Annotated in this window: 20 protein-coding genes and 1 pseudogene; 10 read left to right on the top strand and 11 right to left on the bottom strand. The window is 48.3% G+C overall.

Features of this window, described 5'->3' with window-relative positions; all coding sequences use genetic code 11:
• The first annotated feature begins 624 nt into the window (after nt 1-624).
• From rpoB to H6H02_RS14170, 3 genes are all read left to right on the top strand, one after another.
• Nucleotides 625-3942: a DNA-directed RNA polymerase subunit beta gene (gene rpoB / locus H6H02_RS14180; RefSeq protein WP_190818748.1), complete on the top strand. Its 3318-nt coding sequence runs from the start codon at nt 625-627 to the stop codon at nt 3940-3942.
• Nucleotides 3943-4019: 77 nt separating this feature from the next.
• On the top strand, nt 4020-5897 hold the full coding sequence (locus tag H6H02_RS14175; protein WP_190818746.1) for a DNA-directed RNA polymerase subunit gamma: 1878 nt from the start codon (nt 4020-4022) through the stop codon (nt 5895-5897).
• A gap of 224 nt (nt 5898-6121) precedes the next feature.
• Nucleotides 6122-10198: a DNA-directed RNA polymerase subunit beta' gene (locus H6H02_RS14170; RefSeq protein WP_190818744.1), complete on the top strand. Its 4077-nt coding sequence runs from the start codon at nt 6122-6124 to the stop codon at nt 10196-10198.
• A 182-nt stretch (nt 10199-10380) separates the two neighbouring features.
• On the opposite strand, the gene H6H02_RS14165 is transcribed toward H6H02_RS14170, so the two are convergent.
• A complete protein-coding gene (locus H6H02_RS14165) occupies nt 10381-11604 on the bottom strand; it encodes an HhoA/HhoB/HtrA family serine endopeptidase (RefSeq protein WP_190818742.1) in 1224 nt (407 codons plus the stop codon).
• 271 nt (nt 11605-11875) lie between these two features.
• Between H6H02_RS14165 and H6H02_RS14160 the strand changes: the two genes are divergently transcribed.
• Entirely contained in the window at nt 11876-12241 is a 366-nt protein-coding gene (locus tag H6H02_RS14160; RefSeq protein ID WP_190413957.1) for a metal-sensitive transcriptional regulator, read from the top strand.
• 80 nt (nt 12242-12321) lie between these two features.
• Here the strand turns inward: H6H02_RS14160 and H6H02_RS14155 are convergent, their stop codons facing one another.
• On the bottom strand, nt 12322-12564 hold the full coding sequence (locus tag H6H02_RS14155) for a hypothetical protein (protein WP_190818740.1): 243 nt from the start codon (nt 12562-12564) through the stop codon (nt 12322-12324).
• Nucleotides 12565-13712: 1148 nt separating this feature from the next.
• The gene (locus tag H6H02_RS14150; protein WP_190818738.1) at nt 13713-13919 is read right to left on the bottom strand and encodes a hypothetical protein; all 207 of its coding nucleotides are present in this window, start codon (nt 13917-13919) and stop codon (nt 13713-13715) included.
• A gap of 50 nt (nt 13920-13969) precedes the next feature.
• Here H6H02_RS14150 and menH point away from each other — a divergent pair, with 50 nt between their 5' ends.
• The 3 genes from menH (at nt 13970) to H6H02_RS14135 (ending at nt 16025) form a co-directional block, all read left to right on the top strand.
• Nucleotides 13970-14782, top strand: a complete 813-nt coding sequence (gene menH / locus H6H02_RS14145) for a 2-succinyl-6-hydroxy-2,4-cyclohexadiene-1-carboxylate synthase (RefSeq protein WP_190818736.1) — start codon at nt 13970-13972, stop codon at nt 14780-14782.
• A gap of 354 nt (nt 14783-15136) precedes the next feature.
• Complete coding sequence (locus H6H02_RS14140) at nt 15137-15523, top strand: VOC family protein (RefSeq protein WP_190818734.1); 387 nt, start codon at nt 15137-15139, stop codon at nt 15521-15523.
• A gap of 295 nt (nt 15524-15818) precedes the next feature.
• Complete coding sequence (locus H6H02_RS14135; protein WP_190818732.1) at nt 15819-16025, top strand: hypothetical protein; 207 nt, start codon at nt 15819-15821, stop codon at nt 16023-16025.
• A gap of 123 nt (nt 16026-16148) precedes the next feature.
• Here the strand turns inward: H6H02_RS14135 and H6H02_RS14130 are convergent, their stop codons facing one another.
• Nucleotides 16149-16853, bottom strand: a complete 705-nt coding sequence (locus tag H6H02_RS14130) for a glycoside hydrolase family protein (RefSeq protein ID WP_242040701.1) — start codon at nt 16851-16853, stop codon at nt 16149-16151.
• 2 nt (nt 16854-16855) lie between these two features.
• Nucleotides 16856-17518, bottom strand: coding sequence for an NAD(P)H-binding protein (locus tag H6H02_RS14125; protein ID WP_190818729.1), 663 nt, complete (start codon nt 17516-17518; stop codon nt 16856-16858).
• 221 nt (nt 17519-17739) lie between these two features.
• On the opposite strand from H6H02_RS14125, the gene H6H02_RS14120 reads away from it, so the two are divergent.
• Complete coding sequence (locus H6H02_RS14120; protein WP_190818727.1) at nt 17740-18447, top strand: DUF1997 domain-containing protein; 708 nt, start codon at nt 17740-17742, stop codon at nt 18445-18447.
• Between the two features lie 68 nt (nt 18448-18515).
• On the opposite strand, the gene H6H02_RS14115 is transcribed toward H6H02_RS14120, so the two are convergent.
• Complete coding sequence (locus H6H02_RS14115; RefSeq protein WP_190818725.1) at nt 18516-18986, bottom strand: DUF4079 domain-containing protein; 471 nt, start codon at nt 18984-18986, stop codon at nt 18516-18518.
• Between the two features lie 152 nt (nt 18987-19138).
• On the opposite strand from H6H02_RS14115, the pseudogene H6H02_RS27900 reads away from it, so the two are divergent.
• Together H6H02_RS27900 and H6H02_RS14105 are read left to right on the top strand one after the other, a co-directional pair.
• Nucleotides 19139-19898: pseudogene (locus H6H02_RS27900) on the top strand (ZIP family zinc transporter).
• A 72-nt stretch (nt 19899-19970) separates the two neighbouring features.
• Entirely contained in the window at nt 19971-21449 is a 1479-nt protein-coding gene (locus H6H02_RS14105; protein ID WP_190818723.1) for an ankyrin repeat domain-containing protein, read from the top strand.
• On the opposite strand, the gene H6H02_RS26885 is transcribed toward H6H02_RS14105, so the two are convergent.
• From H6H02_RS26885 to H6H02_RS14085, 5 genes are all read right to left on the bottom strand, one after another.
• Complete coding sequence (locus H6H02_RS26885) at nt 21446-21598, bottom strand: hypothetical protein (RefSeq protein WP_206757283.1); 153 nt, start codon at nt 21596-21598, stop codon at nt 21446-21448. The genes H6H02_RS14105 and H6H02_RS26885 overlap by 4 nt on opposite strands.
• 211 nt (nt 21599-21809) lie before the next feature.
• On the bottom strand, nt 21810-23462 hold the full coding sequence (locus H6H02_RS14100; protein ID WP_190818721.1) for an alpha/beta hydrolase: 1653 nt from the start codon (nt 23460-23462) through the stop codon (nt 21810-21812).
• 207 nt (nt 23463-23669) lie between these two features.
• A complete protein-coding gene (locus tag H6H02_RS14095; protein ID WP_190534160.1) occupies nt 23670-24398 on the bottom strand; it encodes an ABC transporter ATP-binding protein in 729 nt (242 codons plus the stop codon).
• Between the two features lie 90 nt (nt 24399-24488).
• The gene (locus H6H02_RS14090; RefSeq protein WP_190527451.1) at nt 24489-24713 is read right to left on the bottom strand and encodes a 4Fe-4S dicluster domain-containing protein; all 225 of its coding nucleotides are present in this window, start codon (nt 24711-24713) and stop codon (nt 24489-24491) included.
• 186 nt (nt 24714-24899) lie between these two features.
• A complete protein-coding gene (locus H6H02_RS14085) occupies nt 24900-26123 on the bottom strand; it encodes an ATP phosphoribosyltransferase regulatory subunit (RefSeq protein ID WP_190818719.1) in 1224 nt (407 codons plus the stop codon).
• Between the last annotated feature and the right edge of the window lie 54 nt (nt 26124-26177).

Genomic DNA, 26177 nt, shown 5'->3' with positions numbered 1-26177 from the left:
AAAGCAAAAAATTTTGGTAGAAAATCTCTTTTCTCCCGACCTGGTTTTCATTACCCCACTTTAGAGGTAGGTGTCAACAAAGAAAGTCAATTTGCGACATAATATTTAAAAGACCCTCTATGAACAGAATTCTTGCGATCGCACTGGGATGGCTGCCCGCTCCCCCTAAACAGACTTCATACCCCTGCAATCACTGTCCTTATACCTGGTAAAGAAGCACTAAATATTATCTTTGAGCAAACAAGCCAAAGCGAACTGCTGGTTCGCTTATAAAACCAACGAAAAACAACCCTGAGACGTTTCCTTCCTTCCTAGTAAGGACTAAACGGCTCAGTTTATTCTTGCGAATCGCTTGTCCTTGGGGATGAGTGAGGCATACTTCGCCCCTACTGCTTACTTTGGCACGAATTCCATCCCCCTAGATGGGAAGGATGTAAAGATGAAGAACGAATTCGGAACCATCAAAGATGGGGGATGAATCAATTTAGCATTCATCCCCCTAACGGATGACTTTTGAGTCCTAGACGATCGGGTTGATCGGGAAGTTGGGTCTCCCCACTAGCACTCTTCTTAAACCCACCCTTACGACAGGTAATTCCTGAATTCTTTTGCAAGAGGAAAAGCATGACTAATCAGACCTCCACTCCAGTTGCTTATATGTTGCCAGACCTGGTAGAAATTCAGCGAGCCAGCTTCCGCTGGTTCCTGGAAGAAGGTCTGATTGAGGAACTTAACAGCTTTTCGCCGATTACCGATTACACTGGCAAGCTGGAGTTGCATTTCTTAGGCAAAGACTTCAAACTCAAGCGACCCAAGTATGATGTAGATGAAGCCAAGCGTCGGGATGCAAGTTATGCCGTACAAATGTACGTTCCTACGCGACTCATTAATAAAGAAGATGGGACGATTAAAGAGCAAGAAGTCTTCATCGGCGATTTGCCCCTGATGACCGATCGAGGCACATTCATTATTAATGGTGCCGAGCGGGTGATCGTTAACCAAATCGTGCGAAGCCCCGGAGTTTATTACAAATCGGAAACCGACAAAAACGGACGCCGTACCTACTCAGCAAGCTTGATTCCCAACCGGGGAGCGTGGCTGAAGTTTGAAACCGATAAAAACGACTTGGTGTGGGTACGCATCGATAAGACGCGCAAACTGTCGGCACAGGTATTACTCAAGAGCTTAGGGCTTTCGGACTCCGAGATTTTTGATGCATTGCGTCACCCAGAATATTTCCAGAAGACCATTGAGAAAGAAGGGCAGTTTTCCGAAGAAGAAGCGCTCATGGAGCTATATCGGAAACTACGCCCCGGTGAACCGCCGACGGTTTCTGGGGGACAGCAGTTGTTGGAATCGCGCTTCTTTGATCCGAAGCGTTATGACCTGGGTCGAGTCGGTCGCTATAAGCTGAACAAGAAGCTGCGGCTCTCCGTGCCGGATACAGTGCGGGTGCTGACCCCGACCGATATTCTGGCAGCAGTAGACTACCTGATCAACTTGGAATATGACATCGGGATTACCGATGATATCGACCACTTGGGGAACCGAAGAGTGCGCTCGGTAGGCGAACTGTTGCAAAACCAAGTGCGCGTCGGCTTGAACCGCTTAGAGCGGATTATCCGGGAGCGAATGACCGTTTCGGATGCCGAAACCCTAACACCTGCTTCTTTGGTAAACCCGAAACCTTTGGTGGCGGCGATTAAGGAATTTTTCGGCTCGTCCCAGTTGTCCCAGTTTATGGATCAGACAAATCCCTTAGCGGAGCTGACCCACAAGCGGCGACTCTCAGCGTTAGGTCCGGGAGGACTAACGCGGGAACGGGCAGGGTTCGCCGTGCGGGATATTCATCCGAGCCACTACGGACGAATTTGCCCGATTGAGACGCCAGAAGGGCCGAACGCGGGATTGATCGGATCTTTGGCGACGCATGCGCGGGTGAATGCCTACGGATTTGTAGAGACGCCGTTCTGGAAGGTAGAAAACGGACGGGTACTCAAGGAACAAGCGCCGGTGTATATGACGGCAGATGAGGAAGACGATCTGCAAGTCGCGCCGGGAGATATCCCGATGGATGTGGATGGATGGATCTTAGGAGAATCGGTGGCGGTGAGATATCGCCAAGATTTCACCACCACGACACCTGACATGGTGGACTATGTAGCGGTGTCGCCGGTGCAGATTATTTCGGTTGCCACATCGTTGATTCCTTTTTTGGAACACGACGATGCCAACCGGGCGTTGATGGGATCGAACATGCAGCGGCAGGCAGTGCCGTTGTTGAAGCCAGAGCGACCCTTAGTGGGAACTGGCTTGGAAGCCCAGGCAGCGCGGGACTCCGGGATGGTGGTAGTCGCCAAGTACGATGGGGAAGTCACCTTTGTGGATGCGACACGGATCGCCGTGCGGAGTTTCGACGAGACCGGGGAACCTAACGGACCGCAGATCGAGTATGAGTTGCAGAAGTATCAGCGCTCAAACCAGGATACCTGCTTGAATCAGCGACCCTTGGTGTATGAAGGCGATCGCATCGTTGCCGGACAGGTACTTGCGGATGGTTCTGCTACCGAAGGGGGCGAACTAGCTTTGGGGCAGAATATCCTGGTAGCGTATATGCCCTGGGAAGGCTACAACTACGAGGACGCGATCTTAATCAGCGAACGGCTGGTTTACGACGATGTCTACACCAGCATCCACATTGAGAAGTACGAAATCGAGGCGCGACAAACCAAGCTAGGACCCGAAGAAATTACGCGGGAAATTCCTAATGTCGGTGAGGATAGCTTGCGAAGCCTGGATGAAACCGGGATTATCAGAATTGGAGCCTGGGTAGAAGCCGGGGATATTCTGGTAGGAAAGGTGACGCCGAAAGGGGAATCCGACCAGCCACCGGAAGAGAAACTGCTGCGGGCAATTTTCGGTGAAAAAGCGCGGGATGTGCGGGACAACTCCTTGCGAGTGCCCAATGGAGAGAAAGGGCGCGTGGTAGACGTGCGCGTCTTCACCCGCGAACAGGGCGACGAACTGCCCCCCGGAGCAAACATGGTGGTGCGTGTCTACGTCGCACAGAAGCGCAAAATCCAAGTGGGCGACAAGATGGCGGGACGGCACGGTAATAAAGGGATTATTTCCCGGATATTGCCTGCCGAAGATATGCCTTACCTGCCAGATGGGACGCCCGTGGACATTGTGCTGAACCCACTCGGAGTGCCCTCACGGATGAATGTGGGGCAGGTTTTTGAGTGCTTGCTGGGATGGGCTGGTGAGAACTTAAATGTCCGCTTCAAAGTGATTCCCTTCGACGAAATGCACGGAGCGGAAAAAAGCCGCGAGTCGGTGCATGGCAAGTTGGAGGAGGCGAGGAAGAAGACCGGGAAGAACTGGCTGTTTAACCCTGATGAAGCTGGAAAGCTCCGAGTCTTTGATGGGCGTACCGGAGAAGCCTTTGACCGTCCGATTACTGTGGGCAAGGCATACATGCTGAAGCTGGTGCACCTGGTAGACGACAAGATCCACGCCCGTTCTACGGGACCCTACTCTTTGGTCACTCAGCAACCCTTGGGAGGCAAAGCACAACAGGGCGGACAGCGATTTGGCGAAATGGAAGTGTGGGCGCTGGAGGCTTTTGGCGCTGCCTACATTTTGCAGGAGTTGCTGACGGTGAAATCCGACGATATGCAGGGGCGGAACGAAGCGCTGAATGCGATCGTGAAAGGCAAGGCGATTCCACGACCAGGAACACCAGAGTCATTCAAGGTGTTAATGCGAGAACTGCAATCTCTGTGTTTAGATATTGCCGTCCATAAGGTGGAGACGACTGAGGACGGAACCACGGGACACGTAGAGGTTGACTTGATGGCGGATGTGTCAAATCGCCGGACGCCGACGCGACCCACCTATGAATCTCTCAGCCGCGAGGAACTGGAAGAAGACGAAGTTTAATCAATGAAAAATGAAAAATTAAAAATTAGAAATTTTTAATTTTTCATTTTTAATTTTTAATTGGAGCGCAGCGACAGATGAGACATCAGCTAGAACAGCGGTTTGACTACGTCAAAATTGCTCTGGCATCGCCAAAGCGAATTCAGGACTGGGGGCAAAGAAACCTGCCCAATGGTCAAGTGGTGGGTGAGGTCACAAAACCCGAAACGATCAATTACCGGACGCTCAAGCCAGAAATGGATGGCCTTTTCTGCGAACGCATTTTTGGTCCGGCAAAAGATTGGGAATGCCACTGCGGCAAATATAAGCGGGTGCGCCACAGGGGTATTGTCTGCGAACGCTGCGGCGTGGAAGTGACAGAATCGCGAGTGCGTCGTCACCGCATGGGATACATTAAGCTGGCGGCACCTGTGGCTCACGTCTGGTATCTCAAAGGCATTCCCAGCTATATGTCGATTCTGCTAGATATGCCCCTGCGGGATGTGGAGCAGATTGTCTATTTCAATGCCTATGTAGTACTGAGTCCCGGCAATGTGGAGAGTCTCAGTTACAAGCAGTTGCTGACGGAAGATCAGTGGCTGGAGATTGAGGAGCAGCTCTATAGCGAAGATTCTACCCTGCAAGGCGTAGAGGTGGGAATCGGTGCTGAGGCACTACAACGTCTCTTGCAGGACATTAATTTGGAAGCAGAGGCTGAGTCCCAACGAGAGGAAATTGCCAATGCTAAGGGTCAGAAGCGGGCGAAACTAATTAAGCGCCTGCGAGTGATTGACAACTTCATCGCGACTGGTTCTAAGCCAGAGTGGATGGTGCTGTCGGTGATTCCGGTAATTCCACCAGATTTGCGTCCAATGGTGCAGCTGGATGGCGGCAGATTTGCCACTTCTGACTTGAATGACTTGTATCGCCGGGTAATTAACCGCAACAACCGCTTAGCACGGCTCCAAGAAATCTTGGCACCGGAAATCATTGTCCGCAACGAGAAGCGGATGTTGCAAGAAGCAGTGGATGCGCTTATTGATAATGGTCGTCGGGGACGGACAGTAGTAGGAGCCAATAATCGCCCCTTGAAATCTCTGTCGGACATTATTGAAGGGAAGCAAGGACGCTTCCGGCAAAACCTGTTGGGTAAGCGAGTAGATTACTCGGGACGTTCTGTAATTGTGGTGGGACCGAAGCTGAAAATCCACCAATGCGGCTTACCACGCGAAATGGCAATTGAGTTATTCCAACCGTTTGTGATTCACCGGCTGATTCGCGGCGGACTGGTCAATAATATCAAGGCAGCTAAGAAGCTGATTCAGCGCGGGGATGCCTCTGTGTGGGACGTGCTAGAGGAAGTCATTGCCGGTCATCCGGTGATGCTGAACCGAGCACCAACGCTTCACCGTTTGGGGATTCAAGCGTTTGAACCAATTCTGGTGGAAGGTCGAGCAATTCAGCTGCACCCGTTGGTATGTCCGGCGTTCAACGCGGACTTCGACGGCGATCAGATGGCGGTTCACGTACCGCTTTCTTTGGAGGCTCAGGCAGAAGCACGGTTACTGATGCTGGCTTCTAATAACATCCTCTCTCCAGCGACGGGACGACCCATTGTAACGCCTAGTCAAGATATGGTATTGGGCTGCTATTACCTAACGGCAGAAAACCCAGCAGCAACTAAGGGAGCTGGAGGTTATTTCGCCAGCTTGGATGATGTGCTTTTAGCCTATGAGCAGTCGGCGGTAGATTTACACGCCTACATCTGGGTGCGCTTTGACGGGTTGGTAGAGAATGATAAACCGGATGCGGAGCCGGAAAAAGTGGAAACCCTAGCTGATGGCACCGTTTGGAGAACCTACAACTTCCGCCGAGTGCGGGAAGACAAGGAAGGGAATGTCTTGACCCAATACATTCGGACGACGCCCGGTCGGATTATCTACAATAAGACGATTCAAGAGGCATTGGCAATATAGATCAGTGCTGAGGACTGAGTGATTGAGGGCTGGGCAAAAAGTTTTGACTTTCCTACTCACTCACGTCCTCGCTCCGGTTTTCTGTGTTCGCTTGTTCTGTGTTCGCTCAGTCCGCGAGTTGAATGCCACTATGCGAAGACTCCTTATCGCTCAGTCTTCTTTAAATACTCTTCTGCGAGTAGAGCGCCGCTACGCTAACAGTCCTTATACCTCAGTCCTAACTTATGGCAGAGCAACCAGAAATCAAAAATATTTTTCATAATCGGATGGTGGACAAAGGGCAACTGAAGAAACTGGTTGCCTGGGCATTTACCAATTTTGGTAGTGCCCGCACCTCCCAAATGGCAGACCGTCTGAAAGATTTGGGCTTCCACTACGCGACTAAAGCGGGTGTCTCAATTAGTGTGGATGACTTGCAGGTGCCGGATTCCAAGCGGCAGTTACTGGACGCTGCCGAAACTGAAATTCGCTCCACAGAAGCACGCTACACGCGGGGTGAAATCACTGAGGTGGAGCGCTTCCAAAAGGTTATCGATACCTGGAATAGTACCAGTGAAGCCCTCAAGGATGAGGTGGTTCGCAACTTTAGACAAAAAGATCCCCTGAATTCGGTCTATATGATGGCGTTTTCCGGGGCGCGGGGAAATATTTCTCAGGTGCGTCAGTTGGTGGGAATGCGTGGATTGATGGCAAACCCCCAGGGCGAGATTATTGGTCTGCCGATTAAGACGAATTTCCGGGAAGGTTTGACCGTCACGGAATACATTATCTCGTCTTATGGGGCGCGGAAAGGATTAGTAGATACCGCTTTACGTACAGCAGATTCCGGCTATCTTACCCGCCGCCTAGTCGATGTGTCTCAGGATGTGATTGTTCGGGAAGTGGACTGCGGCACCCAGCGGGGGATTCGCTTACGCAGCATGACTTCGGACGATCGGGTGCTGATTCCTTTGTCAGATCGCCTGCTAGGTCGCGTTTTAGTAGAAGATGCGGTTCATCCCACCACTGGGGAAGTTGTAATGCCGCGCAATCAGCCGATGTCAGAAGACATGGGGCTAAACATTGTTAAGGCTGGGATAGAAGAAGTTTTCGTGCGATCGCCCTTGACCTGCGAAGCGGCCCGTTCCGTGTGTCAACATTGTTACGGCTGGAGCCTCGCTCACGGACATCTCGTGGATCTGGGGGAAGCGGTAGGAATTATTGCCGCTCAGTCGATTGGGGAACCGGGCACCCAGCTTACCATGCGGACGTTCCACACTGGCGGCGTCTTTACCGGCGAAGTCGCGCGACAAGTCCGTGCCCCAATGACCGCCAAAGTGCGCTTTAGCCGAGGGATGCGGACGCGAGGACTGCGGACGCGGCACGGGGAAGATGCTTTGCTGGTGGAGTCGACCAATGCGGAATTGATTCTCGATCCAGTAGACAGCACTCAGCAGCAAATCTCGATTCCGCTGACTCAAAACTCCACCCTGTACTGTGTCAATGGCAGTACAGTAACGGCAGAACAGCTATTGGGTGAAGTCGCGATCGCTTCTTCCACTCGCGCTCATACAGAAAAAGCCGCCAAAGACGTTACCACTGACCTGGCAGGCGAAGTGAAGTTTGAAGGTCTGCTTCCAGAAGAAAAAACCGACCGCCAAGGGAACACCACCCGGATTGCGGCACGGGGTGGTTTGTTGTGGATTTTGTCTGGAGAAGTTTATAACCTACCTCCAGGTGCCGAAGCCGTCGTGCAGAACGGTAAACTGGTGAATCGCAACGACGTACTCGCAGAAACTAAGTTGGTGAGCGAACATGGCGGTGTTGTCCGGCTAAAAGCTGATGACGCTGGTTCGCGGGGACGAGAAATTGAAATTATCACCGCTAGCGTTCTGCTAGACCAAGCACGGGTGCGAATGGAAGCGACTCAAGGGCGCGACCACTATGTAATTTATACTGCCCAGAATCAGCGCTTTTCCCTGAAGGCAACCCCAGGGACAAAAGTGCAAAACCACCAGGTAGTAGCCGACTTAATTGACGATCGTTATAACACCCAGACCGGCGGAATTATCAAATACGCCGGTGTGGAAGTTGCCAAAAAAGCCAAGGCAAAACAAGGATACGAAGTCATCAAAGGCGGCACCTTGCTGTGGATTCCAGAAGAATCCCATGAAGTGAACAAGGATATCTCACTCCTGCAAGTGGAAGATGGTCAATATGTAGAAGCAATGACAGAAGTCGTCAAAGATATCTTCTGTCAAACGGCTGGCATAGTGGAAGTAACCCAGAAAAACGATATCCTACGGGAAATCGTGATTAAGCCCGGTGAACTGCATTTGGTCGATGACCCAGAAGCAGTAATGGGAACAGATGGGTCCCTGTTCTATCCGGGACAGGAAGTTATGCCAGGGCTGACGGTTAGCGAGTTGCGCTATACCGAATTTGTGGAAACCCCTGAAGGTCCTGCATTGTTGCTGCGTCCGGTAACTGAGTTTCACGTTCCGGATGAGCCGAGCGTACCATCTCAAGCTTCTATTTCGGGCAGAGGACGTTACAAGATTGAGCTGCGAGCAGTACAGCGGCTTCCTTATAAAGATGGGGAGCGCGTGAAGTCCATTGGAGGGCTGGAACTGCTGCGGACGCAATTGGTGCTAGAAATTGGCTATGGAACCGAGGGTGAAAGCAGTTCCGAGAGCCTTGGTGCTTTGGAGCTACTGGCAGCAGATATCGAGTTGTTGCCAATTGAAGGGAAGGGAGTTGAGGCAAAAGACAACGACGACGACGAAAGCTCCGCGCTTTCAGCCGTAACTTCTGAACTTTCGCCTCGGACTTCAGAGATGCGTTTACAGCTCTTGGTTTCGGAATCCCTGGTGATTCGTCGCGATACGGCGGCAGATCCGCTTTCTGGCAGTACGCATACGCGGATTATGGTAACTGACGGTCAGCAGATCGAGCCGGGAGCCGTTGTGGCTCGCACGGAAATTCAGTGTAAGGATGCCGGAGAAGTCCGGGGGATTCGCTCTGGAGAAGCCTCGATCCGCCGGGTGCTGCTGGTTCGGGATACTGACCGGATTAATGTTGACACGAAAGGCGCTAAACCCACCGTAAAAGTAGGAGCGCTGTTAGTAGCAGGGACTGAGATTGCCACTGGCGTCGTTGCCCCAGAGTCCGGTCAAATTTCCGCCATCTTGGAGGATTCGATCCAGATGCGTCTGGCACGTCCTTATCGCGTGTCTTCCGGAGCCGTCCTACATATCGATGATGGAGACTTGGTGCAACGGGGCGATAACTTGGTGCTGCTAGTCTTTGAACGGGCGAAAACCGGAGATATCATCCAAGGTTTACCGCGTATTGAAGAACTGCTGGAGGCACGGAAGCCAAAAGAAGCGTGTATTTTGGCACGACGTGCGGGAACGGCTCAGGTCGTTTACGGAGATCAGCAGGACGCAGAGGAGATTAAAGTCATCGAGTCAGACGGCGTCGTGGCTGACTATCCCCTTGGCCCTGGACAGAACGTCATTGTGGGAGATGACATGGTTGTAGAGACTGCGGAAGCGCTAACCGATGGTCCTGCCAATCCCCATGAGATTCTAGAGATTTTCTTTGAGCATTACCGGGAAACGATGGGAGTCTACGAAGCGGCGCTGATGGCGTTGCAGAAGGTTCAAACTTTCCTGGTAAATGAAGTGCAATCGGTGTATCAATCTCAGGGAATTGATATTTCTGATAAGCATATTGAGGTGATTGTGCGCCAGATGACCTCGAAAGTGCGGGTCGATGATGGCGGCGATACCACGATGCTCCCTGGAGAGTTGGTGGAACTGCGGCAGATTGAGCAAGTGAATGAAGCAATGGCAATTACTGGCGGCGCACCGGCGCAATATACGCCGATGTTGCTGGGGATTACCAAGGCATCGCTGAATACAGATAGCTTTATTTCTGCGGCATCGTTCCAAGAAACGACGCGGGTTCTCACCGAAGCTGCAATTGAAGGCAAATCTGACTGGCTGCGCGGTCTGAAGGAGAATGTGATCATTGGGCGACTGATTCCGGCAGGAACCGGGTTCAATGCCTATGAGGACAGCATCAGCTCAGAAGTTGATCTGTTAGCATCTGGCTTCGGTAACGGACTCGATGTTGAGGAGGATGCGCTGGACGTGGTGCTGGATGACCGAACCGCTCGGGCTTACAGCCCAGGACTCGGATTTGAAGAGCGACCTACTTATGGAATAGGTGGCGCTGTCTCTCCAGTTCTCGATGATGACGACGACCTTGTTGACGATGTTGACGATGTTGACGACTTTGAGGACGACGAGGACTAGAGAGTCATAAGTACCGAAAACTGAGGAGAGAGTGTGCAACTTTCTCTCCTCTTTAAAAAGGGAGTCCAAGAAAAAGTTGCAGGCATTACAAAGGAATAGAGAAGAGAATATTCTCTTCTCTATTCCTTTTTACTTTTAACTCACTCAATCCTAAGTCCTTACCTCTCAGTCCTCAGCACTAATTAAGACTGTTCTTGCAATTCACCAGCGCGGACGCTGATGGATGTTGATTGGTTGGCACGCTGCACCTTCATCTGTAGAACCTGACCAACATGGCTATTCTCGACAATTCTCTGCAACTCGGCGGCAGTCTTCACGGGTTGCCCCTCAATCTCCAAAATCACATCGCCCCGGCGAATTCCACTTTTAGCAGCTGGGGTATTTGGCAACACTCGCACGACTAGGACGCCGTTGATTTCTGGTACCTGTAAAGGAGCATTGGGGTCACTGTTATTTTCAGCAGCGACTTGGGGCGTCAGGGTTGCCATTTGAACGCCGAGATAGGGATGAGCAACTCTTTCCCCCCGCGCCAGCTGGATAGAGATTGTTTTGGCTTGATTAATTGGAATCGCAAAGCCTATCCCCATTGCGTCAGCACGAATTGCCGTGTTGATACCAATCACTTCACCCTGTTGATTTAACAGTGGTCCGCCGGAGTTCCCCGGATTAATCGCTGCATCGGTTTGAATGAAATCCAACCGCTTGTCAGGAATCCCCACAGCAGCACTGGAGCGCTTGAGGGTACTAATAATTCCCAAGGTAACGGTGTTATCCAATCCTAAGGGATTACCGACTGCGATCGCCCAGTCACCCACTTGCACTTCGTTAGAATCTCCCAGGGGTGCCACGGGTAAGTCGCTGCCTCCATCGATCTTGACCACTGCCAAATCCGTTACCGAATCGGCACCTTGTACCTTCCCTTCTAAGGTGCGTCCATCCTTGAGGGTGACAGTCACCTTATCCGCCTGATTGACCACATGGGAATTTGTCAAAATAATCCCACTCTTGTCAATAATAAAACCAGAGCCTTGACCGCGTAGGCGCTCTTGCATCGGCCCTCTAGGCAACTCTTCACCAAAAAAACGCCGGAAGAAGGGGTCGTCAAACAACGGATCGATGTTACGGTTGACTGTGCGCTCGGTATCAATCCTGACTACTGCCGCTCCTACCCGATTCACCGCTGCGGTGACAAAACTGCCAGTTGCAGCCGTATTGGGAATTCTAGAAATACTGCTTTGCGCTACTAGCTCTGATGCCCCGGGAGTAAGAGCAACTTCCTTGGGGACAGGAGCAGCCTGAGATGGCGATACACGGTAAGCGCCAAACGCCACAACGCTTCCTAGAAAGGTGGCAATTGCATAAATACTGACTTGACGCAGAAACCGAAAAAACTTTGGAAATTGCATAGCATCAAATTTTTAGCTTTGTGATGATCTATCTGGTAACAAAAAATATCCCTATAGTTATTTTTACAGGTGAAGCGACTGAACTCAGGCTCAAGCACTGATGCGGTTTTCCCTACATCTCAAATTTCTATAAACATAAAGACGCATTCTTCGAGGCGACACGTTAGCGTAGTGTCACGAAGTGTAGTGTAGTACAATTATTCATCTCTAGAAGAGCAGATACTTAAATAGGCTACGATGTGGAATACAAATGCTGCCTTATTGACTCTCCATGATTGGATCGAATCCGCTAACTGACGAAACCTTGCCCGTCCACGGTCGTTCTCATACCCACGAGCATGGGGATGAAGAGTCTCCCCATCATCATGTCCACAGTGAAGAATCACTGCGGCGGGTTGTTAATCGCTTGTCTCGGATTGAAGGACACGTCCGAGGCATAAAAAACATGGTGCAGGAAAGCGAATCCTGCCCCAAAGTTCTCGTGCAGATTGCTGCTGTGCGGGGTGCCCTAGATCGGGTAGCACGGATAATTTTGGATGAACATTTAACTGAGTGTATTGCCCGCGCAGCTGAAGAAGGCAATATTGAAGTTGAAATTGAAAAGCTAAAAGAAGCTTTGGATCGATTTTTGCCTTAGTTTAGTTAGATTACAAAACTGGCTTCCTTTGCGTGGAAGCCAGAATCAAACATTGGTATCGAAGACAACAATCTCGAAATTTACTTGTGCTTGTGCAGCAAGCTATCAACCAGCATGTCTTGATCGTCTTCACACAAGCTGTCCCAATCCAGCCCCCGTTCAGCACTCAAGACGCGCATCTGCTGCTCTTTCTCTGTTAACCTATCTGTGCCATTCATCTTTCTTTCGGAGGCGAGGGTGTCCAAGAGCATGGACTTATCCTCCTGTGGCAGTTGTTTAACTAAGTCAATTACCTGCCTAATTGTTAATTCTATTTTTGGCATGATTATTCCCTCGGCAGTTTATGAAATCGATATCTGAAACCACAGCGACAATTCTGACGGGGTGGCGGTTGTAGCTGAAATGGAGAAGCGAACATCTACGACGCACTTGGAAGGAAGACCCCATTTGATATCTTTGCTCAAGAGGCGCGAAGTCATCAAGACAAAGAATTTAAGAAGTTCGCATCTTTCAACTCAACTACTTGGAGAGTACCACAAGTAAGAAGCTAGCCGTAGCCCCATCCTTCAATGAAAGGAGTCCTATTTACATCAACTTTTTTTTCTAAAATGCGTAGCAAGGCTAACTTTTTAAGCTTTAAAAATTCAATATTTCGAGATTAATTTTTGGTGATGATAAAAATAATAAGTTTTTATTGTTATGAAGTAGAAGTTAAATGTATAAATATATTTAAAATATAATATTCTCTTTAATTAAGATATCTTTACTGTCCCTTCTACTAATCTGAAAAAATAGGGTTAAAATTTATTTTGGAATGAAGCCTACAGAACTCTAAACGTTTTCTATATTTCGATTGACTTGCTAAGTTGCTTAAAAATGAAAAATAGTTGGCTATAAGATAGATTGGCAGTTTGCTTCAGACATATACCTTCACTTACCACAATATTTTCTATGATTGGGCTTAAATCAGCCTCTCTAAGTTGCCAAGTCTAGGGGGATCAAGCCAAAATGAATTAAATAGAATTCTAAATTAGCGATACTAGTGTAAGGTAACTATCTTTTCCGCATTCTTTTAACTGGGTGTCATTAACGATTAGTTCTATTGTCAAACTAATTTAAATTTTAGATTAGTTTGATAACAAATATTTTTTCGACAGCCATAAGAATGTTAGCTATTTTGAAAAACAAATTTTGAATTACATGATTTTTAGGAGATAAATTTAGCAAAAATATGCGGCTTTATGAATTTCAATGATTAGTATATAAAATAAAAAACAAAGTTATTTTTCTAAAATGTCTTAACTCTGTGAATCTAATGAAATAGGAACATGGAGGAATTTTAATCTTAATATTCCCTTTTGTTAGCATAATATTTATTTTAAAAACACGGTAGAATTTGTCCGAATTTTTATAAAATAATTTAATAAATTAATTAAATTGATAAGATATATTAATGTTTAAATTGTGGCAGTTATGTTGAGGAAGCTGGAGGAAGCGATCGCGGATTAACCTCGTTAAATCGCTCCTTCACGGAGGGATGACAAAAGCTGCCTAATTCCGGAGTCAGGAGCGCCAACGAAGAGAACTGTGTAAATTCTGCTGCATTGCTTGCAGATCCAGTCAGGATTGCGATCGCTACTTTGGTCGTGTTGGTGACAGAGGATGCGATCGCAATCATGAAATGCTTTACGATTAAGCAAATCAGCTTTGAGCAAACAGTTGTAGAGGATGACGTTTGATAACTATCAATTTCACTATTCTTTGAGCGGTAGCACAGATAAGCCTATAATTCTGTTTTTACATGGCTTTATGGGCGACTGCAACGAATTTAATCAAGTTATCTCGTTTTTGTCTAACCAATTTTGTTGTCTTGCCATTGACCTTCCGGGTCATGGACAAACTAAGGTTATGGGTGGGGATGAGTGCTATAAAATGGCAAACACTGCCCACGCTTTGCTCAACCTGCTAGAACAGTTAAGCATTGAAAAATGTTTCTTGGTTGGCTATTCAATGGGTGGACGATTAGCTTTATATTTGACCCTTCATTTCCCTGAACGTTTCCCTAAAGTTGTCTTAGAATCGGCTTCGCCTGGTTTGGAAACTGAAGAGGAACGATGGAAACGAATCCAACGCGATCTAGAGTTATCGCAGGAATTAGTAAAGATTAATTTTTCAGAATTTTTAACGAATTGGTATAATCAACCGCTTTTTGTTTCTCTTAAGAAAAATCCAAAATTTGAGCAGATGATAGAGTCTCGGTTACGAAATAATCCTTGTGAATTAGCGAAGTCTCTACGCAATTTTAGTACTGGATGTCAACCTTCTTTATGGGAAGCGATCGCACAGAACCAAACTCCTCTACTTTTGCTAGTGGGTGAATATGATAATAAGTTTAGAATCATTAACTTAGAAATGGCAAGATTGTGTGCAGCAGCCAAGGTTAATCTTATTAGTAATTGTGGGCATAATATTCATATGGAAAATCCAAGAGTGTTTTTTGACAAAGTCAGGCAGTTTTTAGCTAAGCCGGTACCAGGCTGATAATATTTTTTAATGCAACTGATAGTGGCGCGATCGCGCATGGAAATACTTACGCCAAGAGCATTTGGGTTCTAAGGTCCTACCACTCCCCCCAATCGGGCTTAAAAAATGGGCCTAAGAAGTCTATAGGTTGCCACTAACAAAAAAATAAAATGGTAAACACCCCGTCTGCTCTTTTCGTTGGAAGGCTGGTGCAAGGTTTTAAACAATGGCTATTCAAACCGATTTGATATTATTATAAAAAACAGGATAAATTCCATTTTAAATTAATTGGAATTACTAATTTACATTCTCTAAACTAAAGTAATATTAGGAATGTATTTTCTGTGCTTCAGTTGTGTGGAATTTCGTTCTATGGAAACAATAGGAATTCATCATACCGCGATTATCTGCTCTAATTATGAAAAATCCAAAAAATTCTATGTAGAGGTTTTAGGATTCTCAATTATCCAAGAAACTTTTAGAGAAGAAAGAAATTCGTACAAGTTAGATTTAAGAGTTGGTATCGGCGCTCAAATTGAGCTTTTTTCATTCCCTAATCCTCCTCAAAGATTAAGTCACCCTGAAGCTTGCGGATTGAGGCATTTAGCGTTTGCTGTCAAAAACATAGATGAAGCTGTTTGCTATTTAAAAGACCAAGGCGTCCAGGTAGAAAATATCAGAATCGATGAGATTACCGGCAAACGGTTTACATTCTTTAGCGATCCAGATGGATTACCTTTAGAAATTTATGAGAATTAGCTTTGCAGACGCTTAAACTTATGTTGGCTAATCAATACTTGGTTTTTTTCTGGCATCAGGCTTTCAAGGAGCTTTGAAGGTTAAGAAAAGTTATCACAGCTTTGGCAAATGTTGTTAAGTTTATTAAGAAAAAAACTTAACAACGTTCGAAAAAAAAAGGAGCAAAAGCAAGGGTTTCTACGGAGAAAAGCGATCGCCTTCCTCAAAAGTTCCTTAAAAAAACGGTGGGAACTCTATAGAGATTCAACTATCTATAGTAATAGATTGTTCGACCTCACCTCCTTTGGAGTCCGTCATGCACCTCCACCGCCCAGCTTTGTGCTTACTACCTGGTCTTAAAAAAAGTACAAGCAAAGGTTTCACAACCTTTGACTTAATCGCTCATATTTTTCTAATTGGGCTGGTGGTGATGGCTATGCCGATTTTTTTCAACACGTCAACTACAGAAGGTGGTGTTGCATCTTCTAACCGCAAAACATTGTTGATTCGTATGAGTTTTTAGGAAGTGCTACGTTACAAACGATGAGCGGAAAGAGATTTTAGGGTAAGCCGAAGAGTGTGTTGGATACAAGATTCAGCGAACCGAACCGGATTAGATTTAAAAATCCGCACTCGCGTAAGTTTTTTACCCAGGTTTTTGTAGCTCTTCTTTTAGCATTTGCTCATAAATCTCTGGCAGCTTCCCACTCATGGAGTTGGTTTCTATCCCATAGCCCAGACTTGTCCAAGTGCCAGATAGCAGCCGCAACACCTTTTTTAATTGCCCTTGGCGCAGCAACTTGGAAATGTCTACTTTCCAGGCTCTCCGGTCGCTCAGCCACGCATAAACTACAGCGTCCTGAAATTGTGGCTCAAAGCTATAAGAGTGCCAAAACAGAAACTCTGAAGGCTGCGGGTGATAGCGCTGAGCCTTCTCAAGCCACGTTGTATTGAGCATCTGATAGCGACCAGCAGCAGTAGAGCATTTTCCTGTATTAGGGCCAACACCAATCGGGATGCACATTTGGGGATGCTGGCTGAGGTCTTGGGCATACTGACCGCCATAGATTACCCAGTAAGGTTGGGCGACATTTGCTTCACTAGCAGAAATTGTCCGCATCAAGGCACGAATATAGGGATCGCCCCCCTGCATTACCAAGGGAGCGGTACCATTTCCGCTTAGTGGAGCCACCGGCGAGTTTCCGTAAGGGAAGTTGCGATCGCGCAGCCCCTCCCAATCCTTAAAATAAAACAGCAAACACAGCACCGCCGCCATGCTGAGCATCCCGAAGAGAAAACCCGCGATCGCAGAGAACATCTTGGCGAGAAAACGTCCGGTGGCTGAGAACATAATCAGGCCACACTGGCAAACATCTGCTCCCAGCTTTTTTCCGGAGCCTCTGCCTTGGTAATGACTTCAACAATTTTATTGCGAGCCGATGGTTGAAATAGCGCTTCGACACACACCTGTGCGACCTTAGTACGGGGAATACTGCCACTTAAAGACAGAGTGTCAGCCTTGTACATAGCGATTGGCTCTGAGTTCTCTTCATTTTTGAGACCGCCAGGTCGCACAATTGTGTATGTTAAGCCACTTTTGTGAATATATTCCTCTGCTTGCTTCTTCCACACCAGAATCAGCCAGAACAGATTCAGCGGATGCAAAAATTGAGAAGCACCAATTGAAGAAACCAGCACAAAATGCTCGATTCCCTTTGCCTTGGCGGCATCCACTAGATTTTTAGTGCCTTCGTAGTCCACCTTGTAGGGTCCAGTCGGATCAAGACCGGGGCTAGCACCTGTGGCGCATAGTAAAACCGTACTATCACCTAGGGCAGAAGAGAGGCTCTCTGGCTGTGAAACATCGCCAACTACCAATTCAGCGGCATTTGGTAGAATCTGTCTAGCTTTCTCGATGTCTCGAACTAACGCTCGAACAGGTATATTCCGCTGCACCAGCTCTTGTACAATCCGACGACCTGTCTCGCCCGTTGCCCCTGCTACAAATGCTTTCATTAATTTCTCCGTAAATTACCCATGTCCAGTCTTTAGAATCGCAAGCTATGCTGAGTGGACAGAGAATTTTTTTTGGTTGGTAGTAAACTGTAACTTTTTAATTGTAGAAACTCAAAGGCGTTGTCGTCTTTTGTTGAAGAATTAGAATTTATGGAAACAATTCACCCCATTGTGGGAATCCTGTATACAAGAAAACGGCAACCAGCGCAGGAGAGCAGGTGATGCAGTCGCAATTCTACGATCGTCAACCCTTTGAGGTACCGTTTGAGGTTCACTCAGGAATGTTGAATCCAGGGTCCAATCTCATCGACGCTGATAATGCAGCCATAGAAGCCGCGAGTACGATTGAAACGACTCGATTTCATACTCACTTTGAAAGCTGTATGGAAATGTATGCCGATGCTGAAACAGTTGCTAAGTATCTAGATACTCACCACGGTTGGTTCTGCCGCTGCGCTCACCCAATGCAAGTAGAACCCCTAGGAGAGAATGGTTATGCGTTGGTGATCGGGCGTTTTGGCGCTTTTGGTTATGAGGTAGAGCCAAAAATTGGCTTAGAACTGATGCCACGGGATCAAGGTGTTTATCGAGTTCGGACAGTACCCGTTCCGAATTATGTGACTCCAGGCTATGAAGTTGACTATGAGTCGGCGATGACATTAGTGGAAGTACCGGCAGATAGATTCGCCCCACATCAGGTATCTGCAATCACCCATGTTGAGTGGCATCTGGACTTGTCTGTTTACATTCAGTTTCCCAAGTTTATTCACAAGTTGCCTAAGTCGGTAATTCAAAATACGGGCGATCGCCTCTTAGCTCAAATTGTGCGACAAGTTTCTAAGTCTCTCACTCCCAAAGTGCAGGAAGACTTTCACGCCAGTCTGGGTTTGCCCGTGCCTAAAAAAGCGAAGAAAAGGGCTAATGGCTAAATCCCTAATCGCTAATTGCTAATGATTGTTGAACAATTAGCAATTAGCGATTAGCATCTTCCCAAAGGCTACATCTTGCTGATGATCCTTTGCAAAATTTCCACGCCGCTTACAGCTTGCCAGCCAAACAGTCCTAGAAGAACAACATTTAAAAAAATGTGGCTATAACGCGCCCAATCGTGTCCCTTTTGCATATAGGGAGAGAGTGCAGCAGAAACTGCTATCATCCCCGTCATGCCTAAACCTGCCAGTAGGTGAGGCCCGACAAAGAGTTTTCCATTATTGATATAGGTAACGCCCATACCAATTAGGGTGCCGATCACCATCAACGCCAACAGCAATGAACCCACTTGGTAGTGCCGGACGTTAAACCTGCCTTTGATTAGCTCTTTTTTAGCTTCCCCTTCAGCACTGCGAGTGCGTCGAACTAAAATGCCCAGATATAGGGCATAGAGGGACGTGCCCAGTAGCACCCACATCAAGGCGGGATGAATAAAATTAAGCCAGGGTTTAATCGATACGGGGATTTCCAAGCTCATAAGATTCGGCTCATTAAGGAACTTTATAAAACTTATCATAATGGCTGTCTACCTTTGGGTAGTCGTCATTACCGCGCCATAACCTCAAATGATTGAGTAGTCAAAAATCTGCTAAACATTGCAGGGCTGGAATTTCTGAAGGAGGGCATCTGATGTTACCAGTCTGGTTACAGGCAGGTTTCTGGGGATTGGTGGGGGGGGTCGGCGTTACTATTCGGAGCCGGGTTGGGATATTTTGTGCAAATTCCTCCGCGTGCGATCGCATCCGTGATGGCTTTCGGTGCTGGGGTGCTGATCTCGGCGCTATCGTTCGAGCTAATGGATGAGGCTTATCGGCAGGGTGGCTTCGATTCAACAGCGATTGGTTTCTTAAGCGGTGCTATCGCTTACACAGGGGCAAACTAGTATCTGAATTATCAGGGTGCCAAGCATCGCAAGCGCTTTGGCAACCAACAACAATCAGAAGAGGAGGCGAATGGAAGCGGTTTAGCGATCGCAGTGGGTGCCTTGCTGGATGGCATTCCGGAATCAATTGTAATCGGCGTCAGCACGATCCACGGAGGTGCTGTCAGCGGGGTGACGGTAGCTGCCGTTTTCCTCTCAAATATTCCCGAAGGACTCTCCAGCGCTGCTGGCATGAAGAAAGCAGGTCGTTCAGCTGGCTATATCTTCGGCGTGTGGGGAGCGATCGCGATTGTTTCTGGTATTGCGGCATTTCTGGGGAATACCATTTTCAGTCACGCCTCCGAAAAAATTATCGCCGCAACTACCACCGTGGCAGCAGGCGCAATTCTGGCAATGATATCAGACACCATGATTCCAGAAGCTTTCGAGCAAACCCATGATTTTGCTGGACTCATCACCGTGATAGGCTTCCTCGTTGCCTTTGTCCTTTCCAAGCTTGGGGGTTAAGCGACACCACCCTCTCAAAAGTATAATTTGAGGTTAAGTTGGCAATGCTGCGGATGGGATGAGGCAACAGCGGTGAGTGCAAATCAAGACTTAATTCGGGCGGCGAAGCGGGGAGAAATTCAACGGGTACAAGCGCTAATCACTGCTGGCGCTGATGTCAATGCGACAGATCGGGAGGGTACCACTGCTTTGATGTTTGCCGCCCAGAACGGCTACACCGAGATTGTCAGACTTCTACTAGAGGCTGGTGCAAACGTCAACCAACTGAGACAAAGATATCGTCTGACGGCTTTGATGATAGCGGCGGCAGCGAATCAGATTGACGTAGTTAAAATGTTAGCTGCCCAAGGTGCTGATGTGAATGCCGCCAACGAGGATGGCAGTACAGCGCTGATGGTGGCGGCGCTGAAAGGTCATGCTGATGTGGTGCAAATCTTGCTGGATGCGGGTGCCCAAGTCAATGTCAAAGATAACGTTGAGGATACGGCTTTGATGTTGGCAGCCCAGGAGGGCAAAACGAGGGTGGTGCAAGCCTTGTTAGATGCTGGTGCTGAGGTGAATGGGAGTAGAGAGAATGATGGTGTCTCTCCCTTATTTCTAGCCGCTGGACTCGGACACGCTGAGACGGTGCAGGTTTTGTTAGAGCGAGGGGCAGATGCGAATGCCAAAACCAAGGACGGCAGAAGCCCCCTGAGAGAAGCTGTTGAGTTTGGTCGTTTAGAAGTGATTCAGCGCTTGTTAGCGAAAGGCGCTGATGTGAATGCGAAAGACAAAGAAGGTGAAACCGCTTTAACTCTAGCAATCGATCGAGTTTATCCGGATGTGGTGAGAGCATTGCTGGAGGGCGGTGCCGATGTGAATGCTCAAAATTTGGATGGCTCAACGGCGCTGATGGCGGCGGCAGCGATCGCGAATACTGATATGGTGACGGCGCTACTCGATCGTGGCGCGGATATCAATGCCAAAGATAAAGATGATGAGACGGCTTTAAACTTTGCCGTTGTGGAAGGTCATGCTGATGTTGTAGAAATTCTCCTCAACCGAGGGGCGGATGTCCAGGCGCGAAATAAGTTGGGCGATACGGCTTTGATGGTGGCAGCATTACATGGTCAGAGGGCGATTGTGGAAGCTCTCTTAAGAAAGGGCGCGAATTCTAACGCAGGAAACCTGGGCGAGACGGCGTTAACGCTAGCAGCATTGCAAGGACACACTGACACAGTGAAAGTGCTGCTGGAGGGTGGATCTAAGCCCAATACACGAGTCAACGACGGGAAATGCGCCCTCATCAAGGCAGCTGAGCAGGGGCACGCGGGGGTGATGCAAGGGCTACTCTCGTTGGGAGCGGATATCAATCTTCAAGATGATGCGGGTGCAACTGCTTTAATGTGGGCTGTTCAGCGGGGTCATGCGAATGCCGTGCAGGTATTGCTGAAAGCTGGTGCGGATGTGCATTTGAAAAACCGGGGTGGCTACACGGCTTTGGCGATCGCCCAAATGAATCGAAACCGGGAAATCGCGCGATCGCTCAAAGCATCTGGGGCTGTAGATTAACTATTAAAAACCTGTAAAGCGTGCCAAGGAGTCCAGAAAAAGAAAGCAGAGTGCAAGGCGGCGACGCGCGATCGCGTACCTAGCACTCTTACAGCATTTGTTGTAGAAATCTCTGCGACATCAATATTAAGCGGTAAATCCCTAATCAATTAGTGTGGAATGTTACTTTTATACCAACGCTCTCCCTATAGCAGGCTGAGGTATCGTTTCAGCCCCCGGATCGGGGTGCAAACGATAGAGACGGGGCAGAAATTTTTTCGGTAGTCAGTTCATCAGGAGAAATCAAACAACACTTTTGCGATCTTGCTACCTTGTCGCATCTTTAATATGGATAAAGTCGAGCTAACGATCGAGGACTTATTACCTTTTCGCTTGATTCTCAAGAAACTTGTCAACCACTGCTTGCGCTTCCGGCGGAATCTCAGTCACGAGGCGAATGGGGAAAGCATCTGTTGAAGCCAACTGAGCATATTCTGGGGTAAGGAAAATCGCGTACTTGGCAGCATCATCGGTAAGTTGTGCTGCCATTGCCAGCGCGATCGCTTTCATGTAGCTGCGGATAGCAATCGCTTGTTCGCCGACAATTTCACCGCCCGTATAAAGTGTATTCGGTTGTCTAGCTTGATCTTGGGTAGTGCTGGGATCTTTGACACTCAAATGGGTACTGCCCACCACACCAACCAGCCATTTTGGGGCGGGTATTTTAGAAAAGCCGATAATTTGTTCGGTTAAAGCTGGAGTCGTCTTATCGGCGGAAGCGGATTCAATTAAAGTGGGGATTTGCACGGCGCTCAAACCCGTTTCGCCAAAGATCAAAGACGTGGTGGGGTTGAAAGCGATCGCTGCTTTGACTCTGGGATCTCGCAATTGATAGCGGTCTTCTGGAAGCCCGCTAGCAAAACACTGGGAAGCTTCGCCAAGATTAAAGGAAATCACGTTCCCTTTACAGCGCTCTTTTAAAGACGCTAATTGCAACTCGGCACCCGCAACAGATAAAGCCGTACTACCCCCCAGAGAATACCCGATTACCATAACACGATCGGGTGCCAGTTTACCCTGAAGTTCCCCTGCTTGGTTCAGCTTTTCTAGTTCGTCGATCGCAAAACTGATATCCTTGGGACGATCCAAAAACTCCTGAGCATCCAATAAAGGAGCTTTGCCTCTGACTACCTGCTTTACATGACTTTCGTTACTCCCAGGATGTTCTAAGGCTGCCACTACATAGCCATAGGATGCCAAATGCTCTGCCAGGTAACGCATATCAGTACGAACCGAACCTAACCCATGCGATAGAACAACGATCGGCTTGGCGGGAGAAGCCGCTTCCGACCAGTAAACATCAACGGGAATTTCACGACGGCGCTGGGTATCATTGAGTTTTAAGTTCAGCAACTGCACGGTTGCAGTTCCCGGTAGCGTGGGATCAAAAGGTAAAGTAAGTTGGGGGCGCTTGACAGTCAGTTGGGGGGAAATCTCCGCCATAAACCACTGAGTTTGCCAAAAAGCGCTGTTAAAATTTTCGGCGACTTTAAACGCCTGACTTAAGTCTATATAAAGTGTTTGACGGGGATAAGCTTCGATAAAGCTAAGCAAAGAAAGTCCTTCTGGTGCCCTAGCCCCCAATACCAAACCCGATCGTACATCTAGCACCCCAACGTTATCCTGACGCGATGTTGTGCTAGCCAAAGAAGATGCGATCGCTCTGCCAATCTGAGTATCGAGTAAGCGACTCATTTGCAGAACATCAATCTCAAATTTTGCCCTCAGCGCTGATGAAATTTGGCTTCGTTGTTGAGAAGACAGATTTCTGGCAAAACTTCTCAGAGATGATGGGACAGTTCCCGTTTCCGCAAGCTGGCGGAGATCCGCGATAGCAATGGATTCAGTAGAGGAGCCTTTCCGAACCACGACGGTTTGAGCGGCTTGTACCGAAGGGATCGCGCCGCTGATGCTGTAGGCGCAACCACCGATGAAGCTAATAACTGGCAACAGCCATCTCAAGCGCGATCGCATGAATATTTCTCCTTTTTGGTTTTTCCGCTAACTGCTTGCAATTATTGTAGGGGCGTACAGCCGTGTGCCCCTACAGATGTATGCCATGCGATTTATAGAAAACTCAGGTGCTTCGCGGGAAGGAGTGGAAAGACCATGCAGCGCCCTGACACTACTCGCAATCCCTAAGTAAGCTTGATTTCAAGGTTAAATTTTAAGGTTAATGTCTCAGTGGGCTTTACCTGCGCCCAGATAGAGTTCTCCTACCTTCGGGTCATTCAAGAGTTCGGAGCCGGGACCTGTGAAGCGATCGCGTCCTGTATCCAGAACATAACCCCGGTGTGCCATCCCTAAAGCTTTCCGGGCATTTTGTTCCACCAGCACAATTGCTTTACCCGTTTGATTAATCGCTTGAATCTGCTCGAAAACGTTATTAACCAATAAGGGAGACAGCGCCGCCGAAGGTTCATCCAGCAGCAACAGAGTGGGTTCCAACATCAAAGCTTTTCCCATTGCCAGCATCTGTCGTTCTCCCCCTGACAGAGTTCCAGCCCGCTGATGCCGCCGTTGAGCCAGAACCGGAAACGTGGCAAAGATATGATCCTTGAGCGGTTGCAAAGGGACATTGCGAATAAACGCGCCCATCTCCAGATTCTCTTCCACCGTCAGCGATGGGAACACATTCGAGATTTGCGGCACGTAGCACATTCCCCGCCGAACAATTTGATCCGACTTTAAGCCAGCAATATTCTCGCCTTTGAAAGTAATTTTGCCTTTATGAGGGTTTAAAAGCCCAAAGATAGTCTTTGCTAATGTTGATTTCCCGGCACCATTGGGGCCAATAACGGCAACTAATTCACCAGGATATATCTTGAAATTAACCCCTTGCAAGATATCCAAATCTTTGACATATCCCGCCCAAACATCTTCAACTTCTAATAAAGGTTCATTCGTCATTCGTTCTTATTTATTATTTAATATTTATTATTTATGGTTCATGATTGATTGCAATTTTTGCATCAACCATGAACTCTGAATCATCAACAATTAAGGTGTCTTTTGCAAATCGGGGCGTTCTTCGGGGACAATTGCTCCTTCCACGGGGCAGACTTGTAGGCAGATGCCGCAGTCAATGCAAGTTGCAAAATCAATCCAGTACCAGTCAGTCCCCTTCGTGTTTTTACCGGGTCCTTCGTGAATACAGGCAACAGGACAGGCATCGACACAATCAGCGACGCCTTCGCAGGTATTAGTAACAATCGTATGCGGCACAGTGTTCTCTCTCTTGGGATTGGCAGACGGCTGCTTCTATAGCCTACCAAAGTCTTCCGACTGATAGCTGAAACGAGGCTTTTTAAATGCAAAGGTACGCAAAGTTAAGGTGAAATCTTACCAGGAAAAGCCCCTCTCTTTGCGTGTCTCGGCGCTTTCCTTTGCGTACCTTTGCGTTGAAAAAATCTAACTCAGCGTCTCAATTTTAGTAGCACCCTCAGCTTCCACCCAGGCAATGCGACGGATGTGGCGGCTACGGGCATATTCTCGCACATCTTCAGGCGATCGCCCTCCTAAATCCATCTCCACCCGCACCAGATGAATCGAATCTCTCAGAGTTTGGGCGTGGGCAAACGCTGCCATATAGGCTTGGGGGGATGCAGGAACGACTAACCAATCACTCGCAGGGGTTTCGCGGGGCATCCCAGCCTTTGAGAGCAAGACTTGGTATAAGTCTTCAATGTTCAGCGCAAACCCAATACTGGGGTAAGTTTGCCCTTGGGGATGATAGAGTCCCAGCAGCTGATCGTAGCGTCCTCCCTGGGCTAAAACCCGTGCTTGGGTGTCTGTATCGCTAACGACTTCAAACACAATGCCGGTGTAATAGTTAAAGGTTTGGATCAAGCTGAGATCCAGCGTCACGGGGAAGCTTTGCTGATGGGAATAGCCTTCATTTAGAAGATCGATCAGGGATTTTAGATTGTTGACTGTTTGGCGTTCAGATTCTGCTAAATCTAGCGTGGAAACTCGTTGCAGCACATCAGCCGGGTGTCCCCGCAGCTCAAATAGAAATAAAGCCCGTTCTCGCAATTCCGGAGAAAGGGGCAGAGTTTCCAAAGTAATCCGATCGAGATGCGCAATCGCCCGTCGCACTTTTTCTTGCAGATGAACTGGAAAGGGGGAAAAAAGCGATCGCGTTAACCCCGCTTCTCCCAAAATTACCTGCCACTGGCTTAACCCCAGACACTTCAGGCAGTCTCCCAGCAACAACAGCACCTCTGCATCTGCCAAGACCCCCCCGGCACCCAACAGCTCTACCCCTGCCTGGTAAAATTCCTGCTGACGCCCGTAATTGCTTCCCTGCGAACGGCGGAATACATTAGCGTTGTAGTAGAGGCGCTGCGGATAACTAACACCAGCCATCCGCGTCACAGATGCACGGGCGATCGAAGCTGTCAGTTCTGGGCGCAGTCCCAGCGTCCCTTCCTCAGCATCCTGTATTTGAATCACTGTGGAGCGCTGGATTGCTCCGCCTGCCATCAAAGTATCCAACCGCTCTAGAGTGGAGGTGATAATCCGGTGATAGCCCCAGCGGTGATACACCTGCTGCAACCGATCTTCAATCCAGCTTTTTTGAGCGACATCGAGAGGCAGTAAATCCCTCGCGCCTGCCGGGGGTTGATAAACCATTCAGTCGTTGTTTTTTGTTAGTTGACAAGCGATTTTCAAGCGAAGTATTCGCGA

The organism is Coleofasciculus sp. FACHB-1120 (assembly GCF_014698845.1).
Lineage (GTDB): Bacteria > Cyanobacteriota > Cyanobacteriia > Cyanobacteriales > FACHB-T130 > FACHB-T130.
The sequence above is the reverse complement of the archived record's forward strand: the minus strand, read 5'-3'. Positions and strand labels throughout refer to the sequence as shown.

What these genes read in the sequence shown, in the direction of transcription:
- rpoB (WP_190818748.1), top strand. Translation starts at nt 625, where the DNA reads ATGACTAATCAGACCTCCACTCCAGTTGCTTATATGTTGCCAGACCTG.
- H6H02_RS14175 (WP_190818746.1), top strand. Translation starts at nt 4,020, where the DNA reads ATGAGACATCAGCTAGAACAGCGGTTTGACTACGTCAAAATTGCTCTG.
- H6H02_RS14170 (WP_190818744.1), top strand. Translation starts at nt 6,122, where the DNA reads ATGGCAGAGCAACCAGAAATCAAAAATATTTTTCATAATCGGATGGTG.
- H6H02_RS14165 (WP_190818742.1), bottom strand. Translation starts at nt 11,604, where the DNA reads ATGCAATTTCCAAAGTTTTTTCGGTTTCTGCGTCAAGTCAGTATTTAT.
- H6H02_RS14160 (WP_190413957.1), top strand. Translation starts at nt 11,876, where the DNA reads ATGATTGGATCGAATCCGCTAACTGACGAAACCTTGCCCGTCCACGGT.
- H6H02_RS14155 (WP_190818740.1), bottom strand. Translation starts at nt 12,564, where the DNA reads ATGCCAAAAATAGAATTAACAATTAGGCAGGTAATTGACTTAGTTAAA.
- H6H02_RS14150 (WP_190818738.1), bottom strand. Translation starts at nt 13,919, where the DNA reads ATGATTGCGATCGCATCCTCTGTCACCAACACGACCAAAGTAGCGATC.
- menH (WP_190818736.1), top strand. Translation starts at nt 13,970, where the DNA reads ATGACGTTTGATAACTATCAATTTCACTATTCTTTGAGCGGTAGCACA.
- H6H02_RS14140 (WP_190818734.1), top strand. Translation starts at nt 15,137, where the DNA reads ATGGAAACAATAGGAATTCATCATACCGCGATTATCTGCTCTAATTAT.
- H6H02_RS14135 (WP_190818732.1), top strand. Translation starts at nt 15,819, where the DNA reads ATGCACCTCCACCGCCCAGCTTTGTGCTTACTACCTGGTCTTAAAAAA.
- H6H02_RS14130 (WP_242040701.1), bottom strand. Translation starts at nt 16,853, where the DNA reads ATGTTCTCAGCCACCGGACGTTTTCTCGCCAAGATGTTCTCTGCGATC.
- H6H02_RS14125 (WP_190818729.1), bottom strand. Translation starts at nt 17,518, where the DNA reads ATGAAAGCATTTGTAGCAGGGGCAACGGGCGAGACAGGTCGTCGGATT.
- H6H02_RS14120 (WP_190818727.1), top strand. Translation starts at nt 17,740, where the DNA reads ATGCAGTCGCAATTCTACGATCGTCAACCCTTTGAGGTACCGTTTGAG.
- H6H02_RS14115 (WP_190818725.1), bottom strand. Translation starts at nt 18,986, where the DNA reads ATGAGCTTGGAAATCCCCGTATCGATTAAACCCTGGCTTAATTTTATT.
- H6H02_RS14100 (WP_190818721.1), bottom strand. Translation starts at nt 23,462, where the DNA reads ATGCGATCGCGCTTGAGATGGCTGTTGCCAGTTATTAGCTTCATCGGT.
- H6H02_RS14095 (WP_190534160.1), bottom strand. Translation starts at nt 24,398, where the DNA reads ATGACGAATGAACCTTTATTAGAAGTTGAAGATGTTTGGGCGGGATAT.
- H6H02_RS14085 (WP_190818719.1), bottom strand. Translation starts at nt 26,123, where the DNA reads ATGGTTTATCAACCCCCGGCAGGCGCGAGGGATTTACTGCCTCTCGAT.